This is a genomic window from Paenibacillus nasutitermitis, from assembly GCF_014641075.1.
GTDB classification, from domain to species: Bacteria; Bacillota; Bacilli; order Paenibacillales; family Paenibacillaceae; genus Paenibacillus_Z; species Paenibacillus_Z nasutitermitis.
Genome location: NZ_BMHP01000002.1, coordinates 807491 through 829071 on the forward strand (window position 1 = coordinate 807491; position 21581 = coordinate 829071).

Sequence of the window (21581 nt, forward strand, 5' to 3'; positions counted from 1 at the left end):
CCGCGCAAAAAATCCCGGAACGCTTGACCAGCGACCAGGATCTTTTCGCAGCTATTGAATGAAGAGAATTAGCCGGGCAGTTTGCGCCAAGCTTCCGCAGCAGCCTGCTGCTCCGCTTCCTTCTTTGTTCGTCCGACTCCAGTTCCATACAGATCATCCGCGATGTAGACTTCCACGACAAATTCGCGGTCGTGGGCAGGCCCCCGCTCCTCTGTGATCCGGTATTCGATAGGACCCATGCCGCTATGCTGGGCACGCTCCTGCAGCGTAGATTTGTAATCCTTGACGAGCATGCCGCCATCGCTGTCGATGTGGGGGAAGATGTGGCGCGCGAGAAAATTCCGCACAGCCTCCAGCCCCTGATCGAGATAAATCGCTCCGACAAAGGATTCGAACAGATCGGCAAGCAGAGCAGGCCGAAGCCTGCCGCCGAGTTGTTCCTCACCGCGCCCAAGCATAACATGGGCGCCCAGTCCAAGCATATCCGCGAACCTTGCAAGCGATGGCTCGCACACAATCGAAGCGCGCATCCGGGTTAACTGCCCCTCCGGACGCTCCGGAAATGTCCGGTACAGAAATTCCGAAACCGTCAGCTGAAGAACGGCGTCGCCCAAAAATTCAAGCCGCTCATTATGTTCCAGCACGCTTTGACGGTGTTCATTCACATAAGAGGTGTGAGTGAACGCTTGTCTCAGCAGACGAGTTGTACGGAAACGGAGCTGCAGCCGCGATTGAAGCTCCTCAAACCTTTCAAGCTTCATATTTCTTCATCACGATCGTGGCGTTATGACCGCCAAAACCGAAGGAGTTGGACAATGCGATTTGCACATCCGCCTCACGCGGCGTGTTGGGTACATAATCGAGATCGCACTCCGGATCCGGATTGTCCAGGTTAATGGTGGGCGCAATTCGGCCATTCTTCAGCGTCAGTCCCAAAATAACGGCTTCAACGCCTCCTGCGGCTCCCAAAAGATGACCGGTCATCGACTTCGTAGAACTGACTGCCAGCTTATGGGCGTGTTCACCGAATGCTTTCTTGATGGCAATGGTTTCCGAGCGGTCGCCTGCACCCGTCGACGTGCCGTGTGCATTAATATAATCGATCGCCGTCGGCTCAATATTCGCATCCTTGAGCGCTTTTACCATACAGCGGGCAGCTCCATCCGGATCCGGATCTGTCATATGGTGAGCGTCGCCGCTCATCCCATAACCGATAATTTCCGCATAGATATGCGCTCCGCGCTGCTGTGCATGCTCCAAGGATTCAAGGACCAATACGCCCGACCCTTCGCCCATGACAAAACCGTCACGGTCGATATCAAACGGCCTGCTTGCTTTATGCGGCTCATCGTTTCGCGTCGACATCGCGCGCATGGAGCAGAAACCGGCCATGCCGGTCGGACGGATCGTTGCCTCCGCGCCTCCGCAAATCATCGCCTCGGCATCCCCGCGCTGTATCAATTTGAAGGAATCGCCAATGGAATGGGTTCCCGTCGCACAAGCGGTAACCGCCGTGCTATTGGGACCTTTGGCTCCTGTCGTAATGGAAACCTGGCCTGAGGCCATATTGGCGATCATCATTGGTATAAAGAACGGGCTGACCCGCTTGGGCCCTTTCTCCAGCAGAATATTATGCTGGTCCTCCCAAGTGCCTAGCCCCCCGATACCTGAACCGATCATGACGCCAATCCGTTCGGCGTCCACGTTGCTGCCAATTTCCAGTCCTGAATCTTTGACTGCAAGCAGGCTGGCAACGACCGCAAACTGAACAAAACGGTCCATGCGGCGAGCTTCTTTTTTATCCACGTAATCGTCAGGCTGGAAGTTCTTGATTTCAGCTGCAATCTGAGTCGTATACTCCGATACGTCAAACGCTTCGACATGCGAAACGCCCGACTTGCCCTGCATCAAATTCTCCCAGAACTGATCCAAATCCGAACCGAGCGAGGTCATGACCCCCATGCCCGTAACGACCACTCTCTGCTTCATTCAATTCACCTCAGATGGACAACGATAATGGTTACCGTACCATAGTTATAATAATCTATAAAAAACGCAGGTTGCGCTTGCTCACTGGGATATACAGCTTGTGAAAGGTTAATAAGGAGAGAAGTCCCGCTGTGAACGGGACCCGTAAGTTTACTTTAGGTATGAGAAGATATGTACTTCACTACTTCTCCCACACTGGTAATTTTCTCTGCATCTTCATCAGAGATCTCCATATCGAACTCATCTTCCAGCTCCATGACTAATTCGACGACATCTAGAGAGTCAGCGCCGAGGTCGTCTTTAAACGACGCTTCAAGCGATACTTCTGATTCGTCAACGCCAAGGCGGTCGACAACGATGCGTTTCACACGATCAAATACATCGGACATCCGGTTCACCTCCTCCATGGTATTATACGAGAATCTTGGACAAATTGCCATACGTCTGTCCGTGGTCCGAAAAGGGTTGAAACCGCGCAATGGAATGCGTTACATGTACATGCCGCCGTCCACATGAACCGTCTGTCCGGTCATGTAGGAAGCCGCGTCAGACGCCAGAAAACGAACCGCAGCCGCCACATCGGCGGGGGATCCAAGCTGGGCCAGCGGTATATCCGCCTGCAGCTTTGTTCTCATTTCTTCCGGCAGCTTGTCCGTCATTTCGGTCTCAATAAACCCCGGCGCCACGCAATTCACCGTAATCTGGCGCGAGGCCAGCTCGCGTGCAGAAGCTTTTGTCAGTCCAATCACACCAGCCTTGGCAGCCACATAATTAGCTTGCCCCGGATTGCCAAGGACGCCGACAACGGAAGAAATATTAATAATCCGGCCGGACCGCTGCTTCATCATAGGCCGCGTTACTGCCTTGATTCCGTTAAAGACGCCCTTGAGGTTGGTTTCAATAACCTGGTCGAACTCTTCTTCCTTCATCCGCATGATTAAATTATCCCGTGTGATTCCTGCATTATTCACCAAAATATCGATGGTTCCAAACGTTTCCACGACCTGCTTGACCATCGCTTCGAATTCGGCTTGTTTTCCTACGTTAGCCTGAATCGTAATCGCGCGCCGTCCCAAGGCTTCTACAGCCTTGGCGGTCTCAGCCGCAGCTGCTTCGCCACCCGCGTAATTGATAGCCACGTCGGCGCCGCCTTCTGCAAGCGCAATGGCGATGGCCCGTCCGATCCCGCGGGATGCTCCGGTTACCAGGGCGACTTTACCAGTCAGGTTTGCAAACATATTTGGTTGCTCCTTTCTTTGGGAGAGGGGCTGGTGCCCCACTTACCCCCCATAGGAATACGATTAAGATTAAGATTAGGGCTGTGCCCTACATTGCCCCCTAAATCCCCCAGAGGGGGACCCCAAGGGCATCCTGCCCTCTGGACACCCGGAATGGTATAACGTTGGCGCTGCCGCATAGCGTGTTAGTTACAACGTGCCGGCCTCGTTTTTCGTCCCATTCGGGACCCACTATTATTCCGGTGCTCACGTGTTAAAAGATGCCCCTTCGGGGCTTGAATAACGTTTAGTTTCGGGCTCGTGCCATTTGGCGGAGCAGGCGAAAACAGTCTGTAGAAGCGTAAGCTGCAAGCTTTCTGTAAGAAAGCTGCTTCGGAAGCATCCACTTACGACCTTTGTACCCCGAATTTAACCGATAAAGGTATTCAAAATAAAAAAATTCAGGGGTACAACAGCGATCGGAAGACGTTTTCGCATGCGCAACCGTTCTTAAACGGTTTTAAACTTCCACAGCCTCGATAGAGGCCGCGGAGTTGATGGAGATGATTTTTACGGTTTTATCGATTTTTTTGATCAGACCGGCCAGAACGGTGCCGGACCCGATTTCAATAAAGGTGTCAACGCCTTGCTCGATCAGGTAACGTATACTGTCTTCCCAAAGAACGGGAGAATAAACCTGCTCGGCCAACAAACGGCGTATCTCTGCCGCTTCAACCACCGGACCAGCCGTGACATTGGCAATGACTGGCATAGAAGCATCGCCCATTTGGATCGCAGACAATACATCCGCAAGCTTCGCTGCGGCCGGTTTCATCAACGAGGAATGGAACGGTCCGCTGACTTCCAGCGGAATGACGCGCTTCGCGCCTGCTTCCTTACCCCGCTCGACAACAGCCTGTACGCCTGCCGCCGTACCGGAGATGACGATTTGTCCCGGGCAGTTTATGTTGGCCAGCTCCACTGCGGCTGTATCCGCAGTGACAGCCTTACACAGCGCATCCAGGTCTCCACGCTCCGCACCGAGCACCGCAGCCATGGCGCCCTGGCCGCTTGGTACCGCCTGCTCCATGAATTCGCCGCGCGCTCTGACCGTGCGGACCGCGTCTTCGAAGGACAGCACGCCAGCAGCAACCAACGCGCTGTATTCGCCAAGACTGTGGCCAGCTGCATAGTCAGCTTCAATGCCCCGTGCGCGGAATGCCTCCAGCAGCGCGATGCTGACCGTAAGCAGCGCGGGCTGCGTATTTGCCGTTTGCTTAAGCGCATCGTCCGGACCTTGGAAGATCAGATCGCTCAGCTTGAAGCCAAGCGCCTCATCCGCCCGTTCGAAGATCGCTCTTGAAGCTTCTATCGTATCAAAAGCCTCCTTGCCCATTCCAACTGCTTGCGCACCCTGACCGGGAAATACGAATGCTGTTTTGCCCATGGTGATGCACCTCCTCCTATCAAGCATAAACCGAATTTACGAGGGTGATTTGACAATAAGGCCGGTTAATTACCAGACCAGTACGGAGGCTCCCCAGGTTAGCCCGCCGCCAAAGCCGACCATTACAAGGCGGTCGCCTTCATGGACGCGGCCCTGTTCAACCGCTTCAGCCAGCGCGATGGGAATCGATGCCGCTGAAACATTTCCGTAATTGTGCAGATTGATCATGCTTTTCTCTTCCGGAAGTTCCAACCGGTTAAGCGCCGACTGGATAATCCGGATATTCGCCTGATGGGGAATCAGCAAATCGATGTCGCCTTTGTCCATCCCGGCCTTGCGAAGCGCTTCTTCCGCCGCATTTCCCATAATCCGGACAGCAAATTTGAATACCTCGCTGCCCGCCATATAAATAAAATGCTGCTTGTCGGCAATTGTCTGCGCCGTAGACGGCAGTCGCGAGCCGCCACCGCACACCTTCAGCAAATCTCCCCCTGCACCGTCCGCGCCCAGCTCGAAGGATTTAAAACCCCGTCCTTCCGGAACCGCGCCGAGCACCACCGCACCTGATCCGTCACCGAACAGGATACAGGTATTGCGGTCGGTGTAATCCGTGATACGCGACAAACATTCTGCGCCGACAACCAGTACGTGACGGTACATGCCCGTCGCAATCATGCTTGTTGCGGTTGCCAGTCCATAAATAAAGCCGGAGCATGCCGCAGACAAATCAAACGCCGCCGCTTTCTTGGCTCCCAACTTATCCTGCAGCAGGCAGGCCGTGGACGGAAAATACATATCAGGCGTAATCGTCGCCACAATGATCAGGTCCAGCTCTTCAGCTGTTATTCCCGCTGCCTGGAGTGCTGCTGTTGAAGCATGGAATGCCAGATCGGAAGTCGCCTGATCCGGTGCGGCGATGCGGCGCTCACGAATTCCCGTCCGGGAAACGATCCATTCATCGTTCGTATCCACCATTTGTTCCAGCTCATGATTCGTTAAAATACGTTCAGGCACATATTTGCCTGTTCCAAGTATGCCAACTGATGTTTGTTGCATCATTCACTCTCACTTCCCGCTGATTTCAGCCGCGATTGATGGAATCAGCTGGCTTTCGATCGCTATTTTTGCCTGGCGTACGCCATTCTTGACCGCTTTGATATCGGATGATCCGTGACACTTGATGACAAGGCCGTTTACGCCCAGCAATGGAGCGCCGCCGTGCTCTTTATAATCCATTTTTTTGCGCAGCTTCTGCATGCTTGAACGCAAAATCGACGCGGCGATTTTGTTGACAAACGAACTGGTCAATGTTTCCTTCAAGGTACTGAACAGCATCCCTGCCGTGCCTTCCATTGTCTTCAACATAATGTTGCCGGCAAATCCGTCGCAAACGAGGACATCGCAGTTATGCGCCAGCACATCACGGGACTCCACATTGCCGATAAAATGAATCGGAGCCGCTTCCAGCAAGCTGTAAGCCGCCTTGGATAATTCATTGCCTTTCATCGCTTCTGTTCCCACATTGAGCAGACCGACACGGGGATTCTTAAGCCCCTGCACCTTGGTCCTGTAAATGCTGCCCATAATGGCATACTGCAGCAGATGCTCCGGCTTGGCATCCATATTCGCGCCCAGATCCAGCGCAAGCACGCCGACATCATCAATTGTCGGCAGCATGTACACCAGCGCCGGCCGCTCAATGCCCTCGATTCTGCCCACAACAAGCAGTCCCGTCGTCATCAGCGCTCCAGTATTGCCGGCCGACAGCATGGCCTCCGCCTGCCCTTCCCGGACCAGTCTTCCGGCCACCACCATGGAAGAATCCTTCTTCCGGCGCACGGCCTTCACCGGTTCCTCATCCGGTCCGATAACATCGGATGCATGGATGATCTTCACATTAGACGGCATCGTCCCTTCTATATGCTCTTCAATCCGCGGAGTGTCGCCTACCAGCAGCAGCTGTATATCCGGCCACTCCCTGGCTGCTTCCAATGCCCCTTTGACGATGAGTGCAGGCGCATGGTCGCCTCCCATCGCATCAATTGCGATCCGCACTTAATTTCCTCCCTCGATGACCGTCTCTCCCGCGGACCGATAAATAACGAAATGGCCCTGAAATACCATTTCATCCCCCACATAAGAAAACACTTCTACTTTCGCTTTGCTCTGCCTGCCTGAAATGGAACGGACATAAGCTTTGGATATGCATTTCTCGCCCAGCTTGACTGAACGTAAAAAACGGATATCCGCAGTTGCCGTAAGCGCGATCTCATCGTTAATAACGGCGACAGCCAATGAATTGGCCTGCGCGAAAATATGATGTCCGCGAGCTATCCCGGTTCTGGAAAAAACATGTTCATTGCGTATTTCAAAAATGGATATTCCGCTTCTGTCCAGCTGCAAATCAACAATATCCCCTATTACTTCATGCAGCGGAAGGGAGCGGACCGAATCATACGAACGCTCGGCCATCAGCTTGATGCGTTCCCTCAGTTCAGGGATGCCAAGTTCCATCCGGTCAAGCCTTACGGTCTGGATACTGACCTTCAACTGCCGGGTGAGTTCGCGATCCGTTATGAACGGGTTCTCATCAATAAGCTTTGCAAGCTGCTGGTGCCGTTGTCTTTTCGGAAGACGCTCGATAATCCGCACCACCCTTATCTATATTTTCTTTTCTTCCGGTGGATTCATTAATTGATGCCGAACTGTCAGCATGGTCAAAATTTGCATCCAGCTATTATAACCTGGTCCTAACAAGTATATAGAAGAATCCGGCGGGAAGCAATGACAACAATTGATCGGAAGATGGCCGCGAAAATGAGAAAAAGCGCAAAAAAATAGCACCTCACCAAGATGAAGTACTACTAATTAAGCGCATTATTGTTTGATAATTTCTCTCGTTTTGTAATATCCGCAAACTTTGCATACCCGGTGAGCCAATTTCAACTCTCCGCATTGTTCACATTTCACCATGCCCGGCACTGCCAGTTTGAAATGCGTGCGGCGTTTGTCACGACGGGTTTTCGATGTTCTTCGTTGTGGTACTGCCATATTTCCCACCTCCTTAAAAGAATTCGCTAAAGGTATGCTTAACCTCGACTGAAGAGCCTACTCTTTCTTGAAAAAATCTTGCAACGCGGCCAAACGGGGATCGATAACATCCTTCGAGCATCCGCAATTTTCAACATTCAAGTTGGTTCCGCAAGTGTGGCAAAGTCCTTTGCAGTCTTCGTCGCACAGCGGGATGAAAGGCAGGGAGAGAAGCATCGTTTCTTCAACAATCGGATCAAGATCCACGCTGTCCTCTTCAACCGCAATAATTTCTTCTTCATTTTCAAGATTTTCAATTTTAGCTTTAGCCGGCTTGAAACGTTCATGAAAAGGAACAGTAATCTGTTCCTTCACAGGTTCCAAGCAGCGCGAGCATGCGAATTCGACTTCAACGGACAGCTTGCCCTCCACATGAGCGATACCGTCCGTCGCGGTGGCCGTCAAATCAACTTCAAGCGGACTTGCGCTGATGACGTCACTGCGGACCTGCTGAAGCCAATCGGCATTTAAGCTCTCGCGTATCGGAACCGATGTCCCTTTGGACAAAAATTCACGAAGTTGAATCTTCATAGGATCACCCCAAACAAACAAAGTTTATTATATCGATTTTTGAATCGTTTTGTCAACAATTTAACTCCATGATATAGTGAAAATTATACATGGAAATGAACGGAGGGTCCAATATGCGTACAGTCGGCCTCATCGTGGAATATAATCCGTTCCATAATGGACATTATTATCATTTACAACAATCCGCAAAAATAACGAAGGCGGATGCGGTTGTTGCCGTGATGAGCGGAAATTTTTTGCAGCGCGGAGAGCCTGCGCTGCTGGATAAATGGACGCGGACCGAGATGGCGCTGCGCGGAGGCTGCGACCTGGTAATCGAGCTGCCTGTCGCTTATTCCACGCAAGCGGCGGAATGGTTCGCCTACGGAGCCGTTGCGCTGCTCGGCGCGACAGGTGTTGTGGACGCCTTGTGCTTCGGGAGCGAAGCCGGCGAGATCGGTCCGCTGCGCCGCATTGCCCGCATGCTAGCGCATGAGCCGGAGCCATTTGCGCGTCTTATGGCGGATACACTGGGACGCGGCGCCAGCTACCCCGCTGCTTATAGCGAGGCGGTACGCCTCTATATGGCGCAGGCGGGCGACCATGAGGCAGCCGCCTTTCCGCTGGAGCAGCCCAACAATACGCTTGGGCTGCATTATCTGCTGGCGCTTGAACGGCTGGGCAGCCGCATCGAGCCCCACACAATCCGCCGCGAGAAAGCCGGATATTCGCAATCGGATATCACCGATGGCGAGATTGCCAGCGCTACGGCAATCCGCAGGCTGGTGGCACAGCAGGGCGCGCCGGATGACGCCGCCCCTTATGTTCCACGGGCCACCATGGACCTGCTGCAGCGGGATTATGCCGCAGGACGTGGCCCTGTCAGCTGGTCCTCTTTTGCCCGGCCGCTGTTTCACAAGCTGATGTGCGAGTCCGCCGGCTCGCTTGCGGATTATCATGAAATGAGCGAAGGTCTCCAGCACAGGCTCAAACGTTCAGTAAGCACCCTGAGCAGCCTGGAAGTCGAACCCCTTCTGGAAGCCCTCAAGACGCGCCGTTATACGCGGACGAAGCTTCAGCGCATGCTGCTCGCCGTTCTGCTGGGACACCGCAAGGCGGATCTGTCGCCGGATCGCTTGCAAAGCGGAATCCAGTATATACGGGTTCTGGGATTTACGGGCAAAGGACGCGAGCTGCTCAAGAAAATGAAAACAACGGCCAGTCTGCCCATTCTGCACAGCGCGGCAAGGCCGCCTGAGCCATACCCTTACCTGGAGCTTGACGTGCAGGCTACTGCCGCCTATACGCTCGCCAGGACCAATACCTCCGCCCGCGATTGTTTCCGTGATTATTACCAGAAGCCGATTGTACTGGCCGAAGGTACATTCTAAAACCGGAAATGTGCCGGATCACGTTCTTCGCCCGTTGTCCTTATGGACAGACAGGTCTATTTCGGACAAGGCCAGCGTACAATGTAGTGGCTGTTTGTGTCCGGCTACTATACCTGTAATGGAGTGGAGTCCCATGAAAAGAACACTGCTGTTCGCCTTTCTGTCCATCCTGCTCGTCGGAGCGATTATTTATCGTCCCGGCGAAGCTTTTCAGGCTTCGTTGCAGGGTTTAACCATTTGGTGGAATATTGTTTTTCCCGGCCTGCTTCCATTCCTGTCCCTGCTGGAGCTGATGATGGCCTTTGGCGGCGTACATTTCATCGGCACCCTCATCAGCCCCCTGATGCAAAAACTGTTCAAGCTGCCTGGCGAAGCGGGCATGGCGATGGCTTTGGGCTGGACCGCCGGTTTTCCGTCAGGCGCTGAAGCCTCGGCAGCTCTTAGGCGCGGGACTGTCGTCTCCCGGCAAGAAGGACAGCGCCTGCTTGCGCTGTCGCACATGCCAAGCCCCCTCGTCATGCTGCTCGTAGTTGGAACCGGGTTCCTGAACCGGCCTGAATGGGGGCTCGTCATTGCCGCAGCCGTCTGGCTGGCGGCTCTTGTTGCCGGCCTTGTCCATGCCAGAGCCGCACACGAAGAAGTCAAGCCTGCAAGCGGGGCAAAGGATACCGGTTCCTTGCTGCGCAGAGCTGCATCCGCCATGGCCGATGCCCGGAAAGCCGACGGAAGAACTTTCGGCAGAACGCTGGGCGATGCGGTCACGGAATCCGTTTATAAGCTGATGGCCATCGGCGGGTTCATGATGATCTGCGCTGTCATTGTAAGACTGCTTGAACCGCTGATGCCGGCCTCACTGCCCGCTTATGTTCTGCCCGGCCTAATTGAAAGCCACATTGGGGCTTATGCGGCAGCTGTCTCCGATCAGGCAGGAGGACTCCCCTGGAATGCAGCGCTGATAGCCGCCATATTGAGCTTCGGTGGAATCAGTTCACTGTTTCAGGCCTCGAGCGCTGTATCGGGAACGGATCTCTCTCTTCGTCCTCTTGCCTTCATGCGCTGTATTCAATCGGCATTAGCCTTCGCCGCGACGTTGGTTATCTGGAAGCCGCTGACCGCTATACTCCAGGTCATTCCTGACTCTATAACGACGATGGAACAGCCGGGCGGAACAGCCGGGTATCCCCTCCGTCAGGCGGTTCATGCCGGGGACCTGTTCAGCCTGTGGCCATTCATACCACGTATTATGCTGCTGTTTGCCGGACTCGTGCTTGTGCTTGTCCTCGTGTCTGTCATTGTCCCGCGCAGATGGACACGTTGAAAAAACGCCCTATATAGAACATAAGGCGGCATTTATGGAGTGAATGGAGTTACGTTTCTTTCTGCTTGTATTTCTCTGACAAGGCCCTTTCCACTTCGGGGGGGACCAGATCCTGCACCTTGCCGTGAAATTTGGCGATTTCTTTGACGATACTGGAGCTCAGATACGAATATCTGGGATTGGTCATCATAAATATCGTTTCGATTTCGCCATCGAGCTGATGGTTGGTTGAAGCCAGCTGCAGCTCGTATTCGAAGTCGGTCACCGAGCGGATACCGCGGACAATGACATCCGCATTGCGCGAGCGCATAAAATGCACCAGCAGGTCGCGGAAGCTGTCAATGGACACATTCGGCAAATCACGGGTGACTTCCGCAAGAAGCACCTTGCGCTCCTCTACGGAAAAAAGCGGGTTTTTGCTGGAATTGTTCAGCACTGCCACAATCAAATGATCAAATTGCCTGGCTGCCCTATGTATAATGTCCATATGACCATAGGTAACAGGATCGAAGCTGCCCGGATATACAGCCACCCGCTGTCCGGCGATTGCTCCTGTAACCGGGATCACTGGGCTAATGAATGGTGTTTCGCCCTTTGAACCGGCTTCGGGATAAGATGAAAACGTCATGCATTACTCCTCCAATTGTCCAGTCGAACCGTCTGCCTGACGGTAGTTATAGATTGAAACGGCCGTATCCCCGTATTTCGAATGCTTGGCCTGTTCAAAATGGCCGATCACTTCCGGGTACGAGTGTCCGGCATCATGCTCCACCACAATTACGGCATCCGCCGCAAGCATCGCCTCAGCGGACAGCTTTTCCATGATGACGTCCATATTCTTCATTTTATAGGGCGGATCCAGAAATACAATCCGGAAAACCGATCCCCTTTTCGCAAGAGCCTTCAATGCGCGCAAGCTTTCATTGCGGTATATTTCGGCCTGCTCCTGAAAGCCTGAGGCTTGTACATTCCGCTTGATAACTTCGATGCTGCTCTGCTCCAAATCGACAAATACCGCATGCTCCGCCCCCCGGCTGAGAGCCTCAATTCCAAGACCGCCTGTCCCGGCGAACAAATCAAGCGCCCAGCCCCCGTCAAAGTAAGGACCGATCATACTAAAGATCGCTTCCTTTACCTTGTCCGTGGTCGGACGCGTATTCATACCGGGAACCGCTTTTAAAGCACGGCCTTTAGCCGTACCTGCAATAACTCTCAACTTTTCGACCTTCCCCTTTCGGTTATGCCCATAGACTGCTGCTATCTTAACATATTTTTCAGCAGTTGTTAAAGCGTTATCTAAGTGCCCTACATCCGCTCTGTAACGACCTTCGCCTGAAGAAATTGCAGCAGATAATCAGGTCCTCCCGCTTTGGAATCGGTCCCCGAAAGATCAAACCCGCCGAAAGGGTGCACGCCAACCAGCGCACCTGTACATTTACGGTTGAAATAAAGATTACCGACATGAAACTTCTCACGGGCAAGCTCCAGATGCGCCCTGTTCCCCGAAAAGACAGAACCGGTCAAGCCGTAAGGCGTGCCATTGGCAATCTCAAGCGCATGCGCGTAGTCGTCCGCTCGGATGACCACAAGAACAGGCCCGAATATTTCCTCCTGCGCGATTCGGGCCTGTGCATCTACCCCGGCTACAACCGTCGGTCCTGCATAATAACCCTCAGACGGATCCAGTTGCTCCGCTCCGCCACAAACAATCGTTCCTTCTGCTGCCGCAAGCTCAATGTATGCGGCGACTTTGTCGAAGGCGGCGCGGTCAATGACAGCTCCGACATTCGTGTCGAAGGCATCCGCCGGGCCTACTTTAAGCAGTCCGGCCCGCCTGACCACCTCCGCCAGAAATTCATCGTATACGCCTTGATGCACAATCGCTCTCGAGCAAGCCGAGCATTTCTGACCGCTGTAGCCGAATGCCGACTGCACAACCGCTACCGCCGCCTCGCCAATATCTGCACTGTCATCCACGATAATACCGTCTTTGCCGCCAAGCTCGGCCGTCACCCGCTTCAGCCAGCGCTGTCCCGGTCTGCGGAGAGCCGCTTTCTCATTGATGCCAAGTCCTACCTCCATTGAACCGGTAAAATTGATAAAACGAACAAGCGGATGGGTCACCATTTGATCGCCAAGCCGGCTCCCCGGGCACGGAACGTACTGTACGACGCCGCCAGGCAGTCCGGCTTCCTCCAGCAGCGAAACAAAATGGTAGGCGATTATGGGCGTTGCACTTGCCGGCTTAAGCACAACCGTATTGCCGCAGACGACAGCGGCAGCTGTCATGCCCGCCATGATGGCAAGCGGGAAGTTCCAGGGTGGAATAACAGCGCCTACGCCAAGCGGCATGTAGGACCATTCATTATGCTCGCAGGGATAGCTGACTAGCTTTGGCGGATGCAGCAGCAGCCGTTCGGCTTCAGAAGCATAATAATTCAGGAAATCGATCGCTTCTGCCGTTTCCACATCCGCTTCCACCCAGGTTTTTCCGGCTTCATAGACTAGCCATGCCGAGAACCAGTGCCTGCGTCTGCGCATCAGCGCCGCCGCTTTGTAGAGCATGCCGATTCGGAATAGAGGCTTCTCAAGCTGCCAGATGGTGTAAGCCGCCGATGCCCCTTCAATCGCCTGGTCCATCAGCGAATGGTCGGCTTGGGACACATAACCAGTAATCTGCGCATGCCTGGAGGGATTTATCGAAGGCTGCGGATTTCCTGCAGTGATGCGTTTGCCGTTAATGACCAGCGGATAATGTTTCCCCCACTCGGCCTTTACAGAAGCAAGAGCTTCCATAAAAGTCTGCCGGTTGTGATCGAGCGCAAAATTGGTAAACGGTTCGTTGCGGAAGGGTTCCATCTGTTTTAAGCCGCCCCCTTTAAAATAGCAATTCTTGCCTTACATGAATACAAGCAGTCCCGGTCGAAATTACTTTGTTTTTGATGGTTTTATTGCCATGCTGTCGGTGCATATGGTCTATATATAAGCATGATGACCGGTAAAAATGACAGCTTGCTGGCAAACGAAAGAGCATGCAAGCATGCGGTTTTTTCGGCTCATGGCGTGAAAGGAGTGATGAAATGGACATCGGGACCCGGTTGTTCCGCACGGCACTGCTCGGTCTTGCCGGCAATCGTGCGGCACGGGCACTCTCAGAACGGTACGGAATGAAGCTGGGGGCCAGCCGGTTTGTCGCAGGCGAAACGATGGAAGAAGCTATTGCCCAGGCCAAACGGCTGAATGCGGAAGGCATTGCTGTCACGTTGGATTTTCTTGGAGAAAGCGTAAGCAGCCTCGAGGAAGCCCAAGTAAGCGAGCGTAGTTATAAGGAATTGATCCGGATGATCTCGCACGAAGGCATCAACGGCAATGTATCTTTGAAGCCGACCCAGTTTGGCCTGGCACTGGACCGCAAGGCATGCGAAGAAGGCATCCGTGCAGTTGTAAATGAAGCTGCCGGACACGGCCTTTTTGTCCGGCTGGATATGGAGGACAGTCCCTGGACCGATGCCACGATCCAGATCGTCCAGATGCTTCAGGATGAAGGCTTTTCCAATGTCGGAACGGTCATTCAAGCCTATCTGTACCGCAGCGGCCGCGATGTTCAAGCCATGACGGCCAATAAAATGAATCTTCGGCTTGTAAAAGGCGCTTATAAGGAATCGCGCCGAATTGCTTTTGAGTCCAAGCAAGAAGTGGACGATAATATGCGGCGTTTGATTAAAGCAAGGCTGGACAGCGGCATTTATACAGCGATCGCTACGCATGATCAGCGCATCATCAGGTGGGTCCAGTCCTATACGCGCATGCGTGCGATACCCCGAAGCAAATTCGAATTTCAAATGCTATACGGCATTCGCAACCCTCTGCAGCGCTCTCTGGCCAGGGAAGGTTACAAGGTCCGCAGCTATGTCCCCTTCGGCCGCAGCTGGTACCCTTATTTCGTCAGACGGCTGGCGGAGCGTCCGGCAAATGTCATGTTTGTCGTAAAAAGTGTCGTTTGGCGCAATTAAGCCGAAAAAGGCTCGATGCATTGGACTGGGGGACTCAAGATGTTGCAAAAACAGGTAGCCATCCTCCCTGTTCCCTTTGATTGGGGGGCCAGCCGCCGGGGGGCAGCCGGGGGACCTCAGGCCGTTATTCTCGCCGGGTTGGAGCAAAAGCTGCAGCAGCTGGGGTTGAACTATTCCCTTCATCGCGAATTTCATCTGCAAGATCCTCCTGCGGACCGGCGCAGCTCGAAACGAATGAAGCATTGGGGCCGTGTTCATGATATGAGCCTTGCAGTATCCGGGGAAATCGCAAGGCTTGTGTCCTGTGGATACTTCCCGCTAACGCTCGGGGGCGATCACAGTATAGCCATGGGCACCATTGCGGGGCTTACAGAACATAAACAACGGCTCGGCGTTATCTGGATCGACGCCCATGCCGACCTGAACACGCCCCGCACATCTCCCTCGGGCAATCTGCACGGCATGAGCCTGGCCGCAGGCCTGGGGCATGGCGACTCCCGATTTACCCGGCTCCGCGGCTTCAGTCCCAAGCTCCAGCCTGGCCGTATTGTGCTGGTTGGAGCGAGGCAGCTCGATGAAGGAGAGAAGCAGTTAATCCGTACGCTCGGAGTTACCTGTTTCACCATGCAGGATATCGATAGGCTGGGGATGGCCCGTGTCATGGAGCAGACGATCCGAATTGCCTCAAACGGATCGGACGGCATCCATGTCAGCTTTGACATCGACTGTATCGATCCTGGCGAAGCGCCGGGGACCGGAACGCCGGTCAGAGGCGGTCTAAGCTACCGGGAAGCGCATTTGGCTATGGAAATGTTAGCGGAAACCGGGGCTGTAACATCAGCGGACATGGTTGAAGTTAATCCCCTGCTGGATCCTTCCAGCGGGACGGCAAGGCTTGCCGTGGAGCTGATCGGCTCCCTTCTGGGAGAGCGGATCCTTTAAGGAAGTTTTGCACGATCTCCGACGCGGAACCATACTGGCCGGCGTGCGATGCAAGAATGAATCGCGGATGATAAGCGTCGATACCGGCCGCGGGCCAAAAAACCGCTTGTCCTTGTGCGCATGAAGGGCGCAAAGACAAACGGTCTATTGAGGATCAAGCTGTCCTGGTTCGATTTACATAAGTTTAGCCGGCGTCTGGTGTCCCGGATTCGGAATTGGCCGGCGCTGCGCCGCTATCCCCTGCCTTCTCATCGGCAGCCGGCTTGTCCAGCGTGTTCGTGATTTTAGCTTTTTCCTTGATTTCCGCAAGCCAGGTGCCCGACAGCTCCGAAACCTGCTGCGCGACCAACTGATCCTTAATTTTCACTTTTTCCTCTTCCAAGGTTGCGGCATGCGCTGCTTTGCGCTCGGTGAACTTGATAATATGGAATCCGTTCGCGCCTTGCACGATCGGGCTCAGTTCATCTTTGGTTTTGAGTGCGAAAGCTGCTTTCTCAAACGGCTCGTCCATCATGCCGCGAGGGAAGAAATCCAGATCTCCGCCTTTGTCCTTGCTGCCCGGATCAATCGATTTCTCGGAAGCAAGCTTGGCGAAATCTGCTCCGCCCTTAAGCTCCTTGAGAATCGCTTCCGCCTCTTCTTTGGTTGCAACAAGGATATGGGATGCTCGAATCTGCTCCGGTGTATCGAATGAAGCCTTGTTTTCATCAAAGAATTGTTTGACCTGCTCATCGGTCACCGTTGTTTTCGGTTCCATTATTTTGCGGATACGAAGCTGGGTTGGCATTTCCTTGCGGAAATCCGCTTCCGTCATCCCGTTCTGCTGAAGCCAGGAATTGAAGTCATTCTCGGATGGAAAACGTCCCTTCCAGAGCGTGATTTCACTGTCAATATCCGCTTCTGTAGCCGTGATGCCGGCTTTGTCGGCTTCCTGCTTGATGAGCTCTTCCTGAATCATTTGATCCAATGTCGATTTCCCGCCCAGAGCGACCATTTTATTAAACAAACTGTCCTGTGTGATATCCACTTCGTTGACGGTTGCCACCACATCGCCGCTTCCGTCGGCTGCTCCCTTGCCAAAAGGAGGCTTTACCAATGCTACAACAAGCAGCAATGCCAGGCCAATGGCAATATACATCCATGCCCGGCCGCCGCCGCCGCGGTTCTCTTCGGGAACAGGCGGCTGCGCAACAAGCGGATTCAGCGTAACGGTTTCCCGTGCATTGTCCATCGTTTCTGTCCGCTCATCCGGGTACCCGGAATCAAGATCGCGGTCCAAGTCTTCCCCAGACAGGCTTGAGGCTGATTGCTTGTCAAGCACGATGCCGTCCTTGTCCGAAGGAGCCTTGTCCATCCCCCCGTCCAGCTCTGAACCTGCCGAGGATTCCTTCTTTCCCTGTTCAATCTCTTTATCCAGGTCTTTGTCTTTCTCGTTCAATTTGTAAAACTCCCTTCTGATAATAGATGCAGTTATGTTTCTGCTGCTGTCAATATACCAGAATAAATATTAAAAAACCTTAAGAGAAGATAAAATGTCAAAGTTTATAAGATAAACCAATGAAACGGGAGCAGCAGCACCGGCGTGAAAACTGCGCAGGCTGCCATCGAAAACCCGCTAACCCCGCCCTCTTCCTGGGAATCGGCGAGCAGTTTCGCGGAGCCTATTCCATGCGCGGCTGCACCAATGGCGATAGAAGCCGCAACACGATCATGTACGCCGGCTAACCGGAGCAGCACAGGACCCGCCACACTGCCGAACAATCCGGTCATCACCGTAAGTGCGGCAGTAAATTCCGGTGATCCGCCCAGCCAGCGTGAAAGCTCAACCGACACAGCTGCGGTAACAGACTTGGGAAGCGACGAACGGAGCAGCTCCTCCGTGCCGCCAAGCGCTATTACGCACAAGGCATTCACGGCAAGGCCCAGCGCGCTGCCCACCAAAGCTCCCAACAGCAGCGAAGGCAGGACCGGTTTCAGCCGCATAGCCTGTTTATACAACGGAATGGCCAGTGCAACCGTTGCCGGCCCCAGGAAGAAGGCGACCATATCTCCGCCAACCTTGTAATCCGTATAATCGATCCGCCCCAATTGGAGTAAGGCATATACCAGGACAGGGGCCGTGATTAGAGGGTGCAGGCGGGGAACACGCCGCCGGACAAGCAAAGCAGCCGCGTATGCGGCAAAGGTGACGCAAACGCCAAATACCGGATCGCTATAAAGACTGCTGCCGTTCATGCGGAAGCTCCTTCCGCTTAGTCGTCAACAGCTGGGTGACAAGTCCTGTCGCTACGGTGACAGCCGCTGTACCTGCGGTCAAGCTGACTGCCGCTGCCAGCCATGATTCCCGCAGCAAAGGCGCAAAGGTTGACACGCCGGCAAGCAGCGGCACAAAAAACAGCATCATATGACGCGTCAGCAGCGTCGCGCTCGCTTCCACCCACTCCAGCTTTACGATATTCATAAACAATGCAGCTGTCAGAAGAAGCAGCCCAAGCACATGAGCAGGAAGCGGCACTCCGGCCACCGCATGCAGCAGCCACCCCAAACCGTCAAAACCGATTATGATTGCAAATCCGCGCATGAAACTCTCCTCACTATAAAGGCCCCCCAGAATAATTGTTCGTTTGATGCCTGAAATTTCAAGTGGAACAGATCCAATTTACCGGCTCACCCGGTTACGGACGGCCCCATCCATATAGGATTGCAAATTATCCGCAGCCAGTGTCATCAAACGTTTCCTGGCCTCCACTGTCGCCCATCCGATATGCGGCGTCAAATAACAATTTGGCGCGCCGATGAGAGGATGGTTGGAAGGAGGTGGCTCTACGGACAATACATCTAGCCCTGCGCCTGCAAGTCTGCCGGCATGCAGCGCTTCTGCCAGATCCTGCTCCACGATATGGCCCCCTCGCGCCGTGTTGATCAGGAACGATGACGGTTTCATCAAGCCAAGCGTCCGCCGGCTCACAATTCCTTTGGTCTGCTCCGTCAGCGGACAATGGAGCGTCACAAAATCCGATTCGCGGAACAACTCATCCTCACTGACAAAAGGCACATCTTCTAGACCCTCTACCTGCTTGGTGGTTCGGGAATGAATCATAATCCGCATCCCAAAAGCCTTCGCAATATGTGCAACCTGCTGGCCGATCTGGCCAAAACCGATGATGCCAATCGTTTTGTTTGCCAATTCAAGGAGCGGGGATAACGAAAACATGAAATCCGGTCCAGCCGACCAGCGTCCTCCATGGACGGCATCGCTATGCTTTTGCACCTGAACACAATGCTCCAGTATGAGGGAAAAGACCAGCTGCGCGACCGAGAACGAACTGTAATCCGGCACATTGGTGACCGTGATTCCCTGCTCCCCGGCAGCCTCGATATCCACAATATTGTAGCCTGTAGCGAGAACACCGATATAACGGAGCTTGGGAAGAAGGGCAATCGTTTCAGCCGACAGCGGGGTTTTATTGGTCAGCACCGCTTCCGCCTCAGCCGCGCGCGAAACGATATCCTCTTCAGAGGTACGTTCGAAAACAGTGAGAGTGCCCAGACCCTCCATTTCATCCCAAGACAAATCTCCCGGATTCAGGGTATAACCGTCCAAAACAACAATATTCATAACCTTGGAACCTCCATGGACTCATTTTGAAATGAAAATCTTATCCTAATAATTGTGTGCGTTTGCAGCTGTGCGAATGAGATACAACTATCTTCCGCAATAATAGCCCCGCTGGGAATAGATGTCCATACCTTTATATGGAAATCACTCATGCTGATGAGCTGAAGCGCAATGAAATTACTCGTTCAACCGGGCTGCTCTTTTTTCATCATGTTCCTGTTGTTCCCGCAATTTGAGCTCTTCTTCGAAAAGCCTGGAGAGATCAGCTTTACTGCCATACACAAATATCAGATCGCCGCTGCACAGCTCGGTAGACATCCGGTCCTTGCGAATCGTTTCCTCGCCGCGTTTGATAAACAGCAGGTTAATATCGTAATCGTCCTTTAACAGATCTTTCACGCTCTTGCCAATATGTCTGGAATCCTCATGAATGGAAATGTCGATAAACAGATCGTTTTCATTCATCTCGAAGCTTTCGGAAACGGGAAGCTCTTTCAGGTCAAAATTTTGCTGAAGCTCGGCATGGAACCATTGGGTTATAAATGAATGTACAGGAGGGAATCGCAGTACAAGCAAAATAAGACCCAACACAGCCGCAGTCCAGATCAGTTGAGGGATATGAAAGCTTTTCGTCATGATCGTACTGATAGAGGAAATAATAACTGCAAGGGAAAAAGCTCCGAAAAGAATCAGAAACATGCCTATATTCCGCCGCACCGGATGCCTTAAAATCAGCTCCGATTCTTTGGTCGTAAAACCGGTTCCCGTCATCATCGAAACGACCTGGAAACGCGAAATGTCACGTTTCAGCCCCGTACTCCGGAAGAGGATAACGGCTATTTCAAGTACAAGGAAAATAATCACAAAATAGATCAGGATAAAAATAAATCCCATGCCGGTCCCCGCCTTTGCTAGTTCTCTCGATTACCATTACCCGAATGGCTCCAAAAAAATAGCCGGCATGTATAAATCCCCGGAAATGGGCAATCCTGTTGATATCGGCGTCGAGAGATGCCGTAGACAACCGCGGAGAAGACTTACGTTTCCCCATAAGCTCTTCGTCCGGTTTCTCCTCTCCCATGAAAAGGGGCTCTCGAAAGAGGGCCCCGGTTTTTTTTGTGTAGACCCTTGATATGAAGATTTTCCATGTTTATCACTTATTTGTACTACTTTTATTCTTTGATCACCGATTGAGCTTTAATTCCGTATATACCCCAATTCCAGGATCAATACTAATGATACATATAATTTAGTCGGCGTAAACTAAGCAGAAAGCGGTGAATCCAATAGACGCCAGCATTACTATGAGAGTGATGACCTACGGTATACAGCATGGAAAAGGGATGGATGGAAAAACCAGTTTGCGCCGCATAGCCTATGAGATTGCGGAAGCCCATCCGGATATTGTTACCCTGCAAGGTGTGGACCGTTTTTCCCCTCGCAGCGGCTTTCAAGATCAGTTGAATTGGCTAGCTAAACAGCTCGGAATGTATTCCTGTTTCGCTCCCAGTGTAAACCTCCTTATCGTCCAATACGGAAATGCCATACTAAGCCGTTATCCGATTGTTGCAAAAAAAATTCAGTATATTGGCGGGTCCATTGAACGAAGAAGTATCCTGACGGTGAGAGTACAAATAGGTGAAGGTACGGTCATTGTATTAAATACCCATTTGGGGGTACATAAAAAGGAACGAAAAAAACAGGTTCCGATCCTTTTGGAGGTTTTAAACAAGCTGGACCGGCCAGCGATCGTAACGGGGGACTTTAATATGGAGATGGATGACCCGTTAATGAAACGATTAAACACCCATTGGCAAAAAATTATGTTACAAAACAAGCACCAGACCTTTGAGGATGGCAGAGAGATCGACCATATCTTTGTAAACATGCCGACAGAGCAAGCCTCAGCCAAGGTACACCCTTCCGTCGTATCGGATCATTTTCCGGTCATTGCCGAGATTCGTTGGAAATTCGAGTGAACGATGCGATTGTCGTATCTTTCCGCCTAATCCTTGGATGAAGCCCGGCTCTAATGTGCCTCTTAT

Annotated in this window: 23 protein-coding genes; 5 read left to right on the plus strand and 18 right to left on the minus strand. The window is 52.9% G+C overall.

Annotation, left to right across the window (positions count from 1 at the left end; all coding sequences use genetic code 11):
- Positions 1-68 precede the first annotated feature (68 nt).
- The 10 genes from rnc to IEY46_RS13815 form a co-directional block, all read right to left on the minus strand.
- Positions 69-761 carry a ribonuclease III gene (gene rnc, locus IEY46_RS13770; protein WP_188992567.1) on the minus strand — a complete coding sequence of 231 codons (693 nt, stop codon included), beginning with the start codon at positions 759-761 and terminating at the stop codon, positions 69-71.
- Positions 751-1989 carry a beta-ketoacyl-ACP synthase II gene (gene fabF, locus IEY46_RS13775; protein WP_188992568.1) on the minus strand — a complete coding sequence of 413 codons (1239 nt, stop codon included), beginning with the start codon at positions 1987-1989 and terminating at the stop codon, positions 751-753. Before fabF ends, rnc begins: the two co-directional genes overlap by 11 nt.
- A gap of 155 nt (positions 1990-2144) precedes the next feature.
- Positions 2145-2378: an acyl carrier protein gene (gene acpP, locus IEY46_RS13780; RefSeq protein WP_188992569.1), complete on the minus strand. Its 234-nt coding sequence runs from the start codon at positions 2376-2378 to the stop codon at positions 2145-2147.
- A 99-nt stretch (positions 2379-2477) separates the two neighbouring features.
- Positions 2478-3227, minus strand: a complete 750-nt coding sequence (gene fabG, locus IEY46_RS13785) for a 3-oxoacyl-[acyl-carrier-protein] reductase (protein WP_188992570.1) — start codon at positions 3225-3227, stop codon at positions 2478-2480.
- A 499-nt stretch (positions 3228-3726) separates the two neighbouring features.
- Positions 3727-4653, minus strand: coding sequence for an ACP S-malonyltransferase (fabD, locus tag IEY46_RS13790; RefSeq protein WP_188992571.1), 927 nt, complete (start codon positions 4651-4653; stop codon positions 3727-3729).
- 69 nt (positions 4654-4722) lie between these two features.
- On the minus strand, positions 4723-5709 hold the full coding sequence (locus IEY46_RS13795) for a beta-ketoacyl-ACP synthase III (RefSeq protein WP_188993822.1): 987 nt from the start codon (positions 5707-5709) through the stop codon (positions 4723-4725).
- Between the two features lie 9 nt (positions 5710-5718).
- Positions 5719-6708 (minus strand): phosphate acyltransferase PlsX, encoded by a 990-nt coding sequence (gene plsX, locus IEY46_RS13800; RefSeq protein WP_188992572.1) that lies wholly within the window; start codon positions 6706-6708, stop codon positions 5719-5721.
- The gene (gene fapR / locus IEY46_RS13805) at positions 6709-7308 is read right to left on the minus strand and encodes a transcription factor FapR (protein WP_188992573.1); all 600 of its coding nucleotides are present in this window, start codon (positions 7306-7308) and stop codon (positions 6709-6711) included.
- Between the two features lie 222 nt (positions 7309-7530).
- Positions 7531-7704 carry a 50S ribosomal protein L32 gene (rpmF, locus tag IEY46_RS13810; RefSeq protein WP_188992574.1) on the minus strand — a complete coding sequence of 58 codons (174 nt, stop codon included), beginning with the start codon at positions 7702-7704 and terminating at the stop codon, positions 7531-7533.
- Between the two features lie 57 nt (positions 7705-7761).
- Positions 7762-8274, minus strand: coding sequence for a YceD family protein (locus tag IEY46_RS13815; protein ID WP_188992575.1), 513 nt, complete (start codon positions 8272-8274; stop codon positions 7762-7764).
- A 113-nt stretch (positions 8275-8387) separates the two neighbouring features.
- Between IEY46_RS13815 and IEY46_RS13820 the strand changes: the two genes are divergently transcribed.
- Positions 8388-9644 carry a nucleotidyltransferase gene (locus IEY46_RS13820; protein ID WP_188992576.1) on the plus strand — a complete coding sequence of 419 codons (1257 nt, stop codon included), beginning with the start codon at positions 8388-8390 and terminating at the stop codon, positions 9642-9644.
- 133 nt (positions 9645-9777) lie between these two features.
- Positions 9778-10962 (plus strand): nucleoside recognition domain-containing protein, encoded by a 1185-nt coding sequence (locus IEY46_RS13825; protein WP_188992577.1) that lies wholly within the window; start codon positions 9778-9780, stop codon positions 10960-10962.
- Between the two features lie 49 nt (positions 10963-11011).
- Here the strand turns inward: IEY46_RS13825 and coaD are convergent, their stop codons facing one another.
- From coaD to pruA, 3 genes are all read right to left on the minus strand, one after another.
- A complete protein-coding gene (gene coaD, locus IEY46_RS13830) occupies positions 11012-11590 on the minus strand; it encodes a pantetheine-phosphate adenylyltransferase (protein WP_188992578.1) in 579 nt (192 codons plus the stop codon).
- 3 nt (positions 11591-11593) lie between these two features.
- Positions 11594-12178, minus strand: a complete 585-nt coding sequence (gene rsmD, locus IEY46_RS13835) for a 16S rRNA (guanine(966)-N(2))-methyltransferase RsmD (RefSeq protein WP_188992579.1) — start codon at positions 12176-12178, stop codon at positions 11594-11596.
- 89 nt (positions 12179-12267) lie between these two features.
- Entirely contained in the window at positions 12268-13821 is a 1554-nt protein-coding gene (pruA, locus tag IEY46_RS13840; RefSeq protein WP_188992580.1) for an L-glutamate gamma-semialdehyde dehydrogenase, read from the minus strand.
- Between the two features lie 221 nt (positions 13822-14042).
- Between pruA and IEY46_RS13845 the strand changes: the two genes are divergently transcribed.
- Both IEY46_RS13845 and rocF read left to right on the plus strand, forming a co-directional pair.
- Entirely contained in the window at positions 14043-14975 is a 933-nt protein-coding gene (locus IEY46_RS13845) for a proline dehydrogenase family protein (protein ID WP_188992581.1), read from the plus strand.
- A 39-nt stretch (positions 14976-15014) separates the two neighbouring features.
- Positions 15015-15917 (plus strand): arginase, encoded by a 903-nt coding sequence (gene rocF / locus IEY46_RS13850; RefSeq protein ID WP_188992582.1) that lies wholly within the window; start codon positions 15015-15017, stop codon positions 15915-15917.
- A 184-nt stretch (positions 15918-16101) separates the two neighbouring features.
- Here the strand turns inward: rocF and IEY46_RS13855 are convergent, their stop codons facing one another.
- The 5 genes from IEY46_RS13855 to IEY46_RS13875 all read right to left on the minus strand — a co-directional run bounded on the left by IEY46_RS13855 (position 16102) and on the right by IEY46_RS13875 (position 20430).
- The gene (locus IEY46_RS13855; protein WP_188992583.1) at positions 16102-17355 is read right to left on the minus strand and encodes a peptidylprolyl isomerase; all 1254 of its coding nucleotides are present in this window, start codon (positions 17353-17355) and stop codon (positions 16102-16104) included.
- Positions 17356-17459: 104 nt separating this feature from the next.
- A complete protein-coding gene (locus tag IEY46_RS13860; protein WP_188992584.1) occupies positions 17460-18152 on the minus strand; it encodes an LrgB family protein in 693 nt (230 codons plus the stop codon).
- Positions 18130-18498, minus strand: coding sequence for a CidA/LrgA family protein (locus tag IEY46_RS13865; protein ID WP_188992585.1), 369 nt, complete (start codon positions 18496-18498; stop codon positions 18130-18132). Before IEY46_RS13865 ends, IEY46_RS13860 begins: the two co-directional genes overlap by 23 nt.
- A gap of 78 nt (positions 18499-18576) precedes the next feature.
- Entirely contained in the window at positions 18577-19536 is a 960-nt protein-coding gene (locus tag IEY46_RS13870) for a D-2-hydroxyacid dehydrogenase (RefSeq protein WP_188992586.1), read from the minus strand.
- 177 nt (positions 19537-19713) lie between these two features.
- The gene (locus IEY46_RS13875) at positions 19714-20430 is read right to left on the minus strand and encodes a TrkA C-terminal domain-containing protein (protein WP_188992587.1); all 717 of its coding nucleotides are present in this window, start codon (positions 20428-20430) and stop codon (positions 19714-19716) included.
- 383 nt (positions 20431-20813) lie between these two features.
- On the opposite strand from IEY46_RS13875, the gene IEY46_RS13880 reads away from it, so the two are divergent.
- Positions 20814-21515: an endonuclease/exonuclease/phosphatase family protein gene (locus IEY46_RS13880; RefSeq protein ID WP_229750286.1), complete on the plus strand. Its 702-nt coding sequence runs from the start codon at positions 20814-20816 to the stop codon at positions 21513-21515.
- Positions 21516-21581 lie beyond the last annotated feature (66 nt).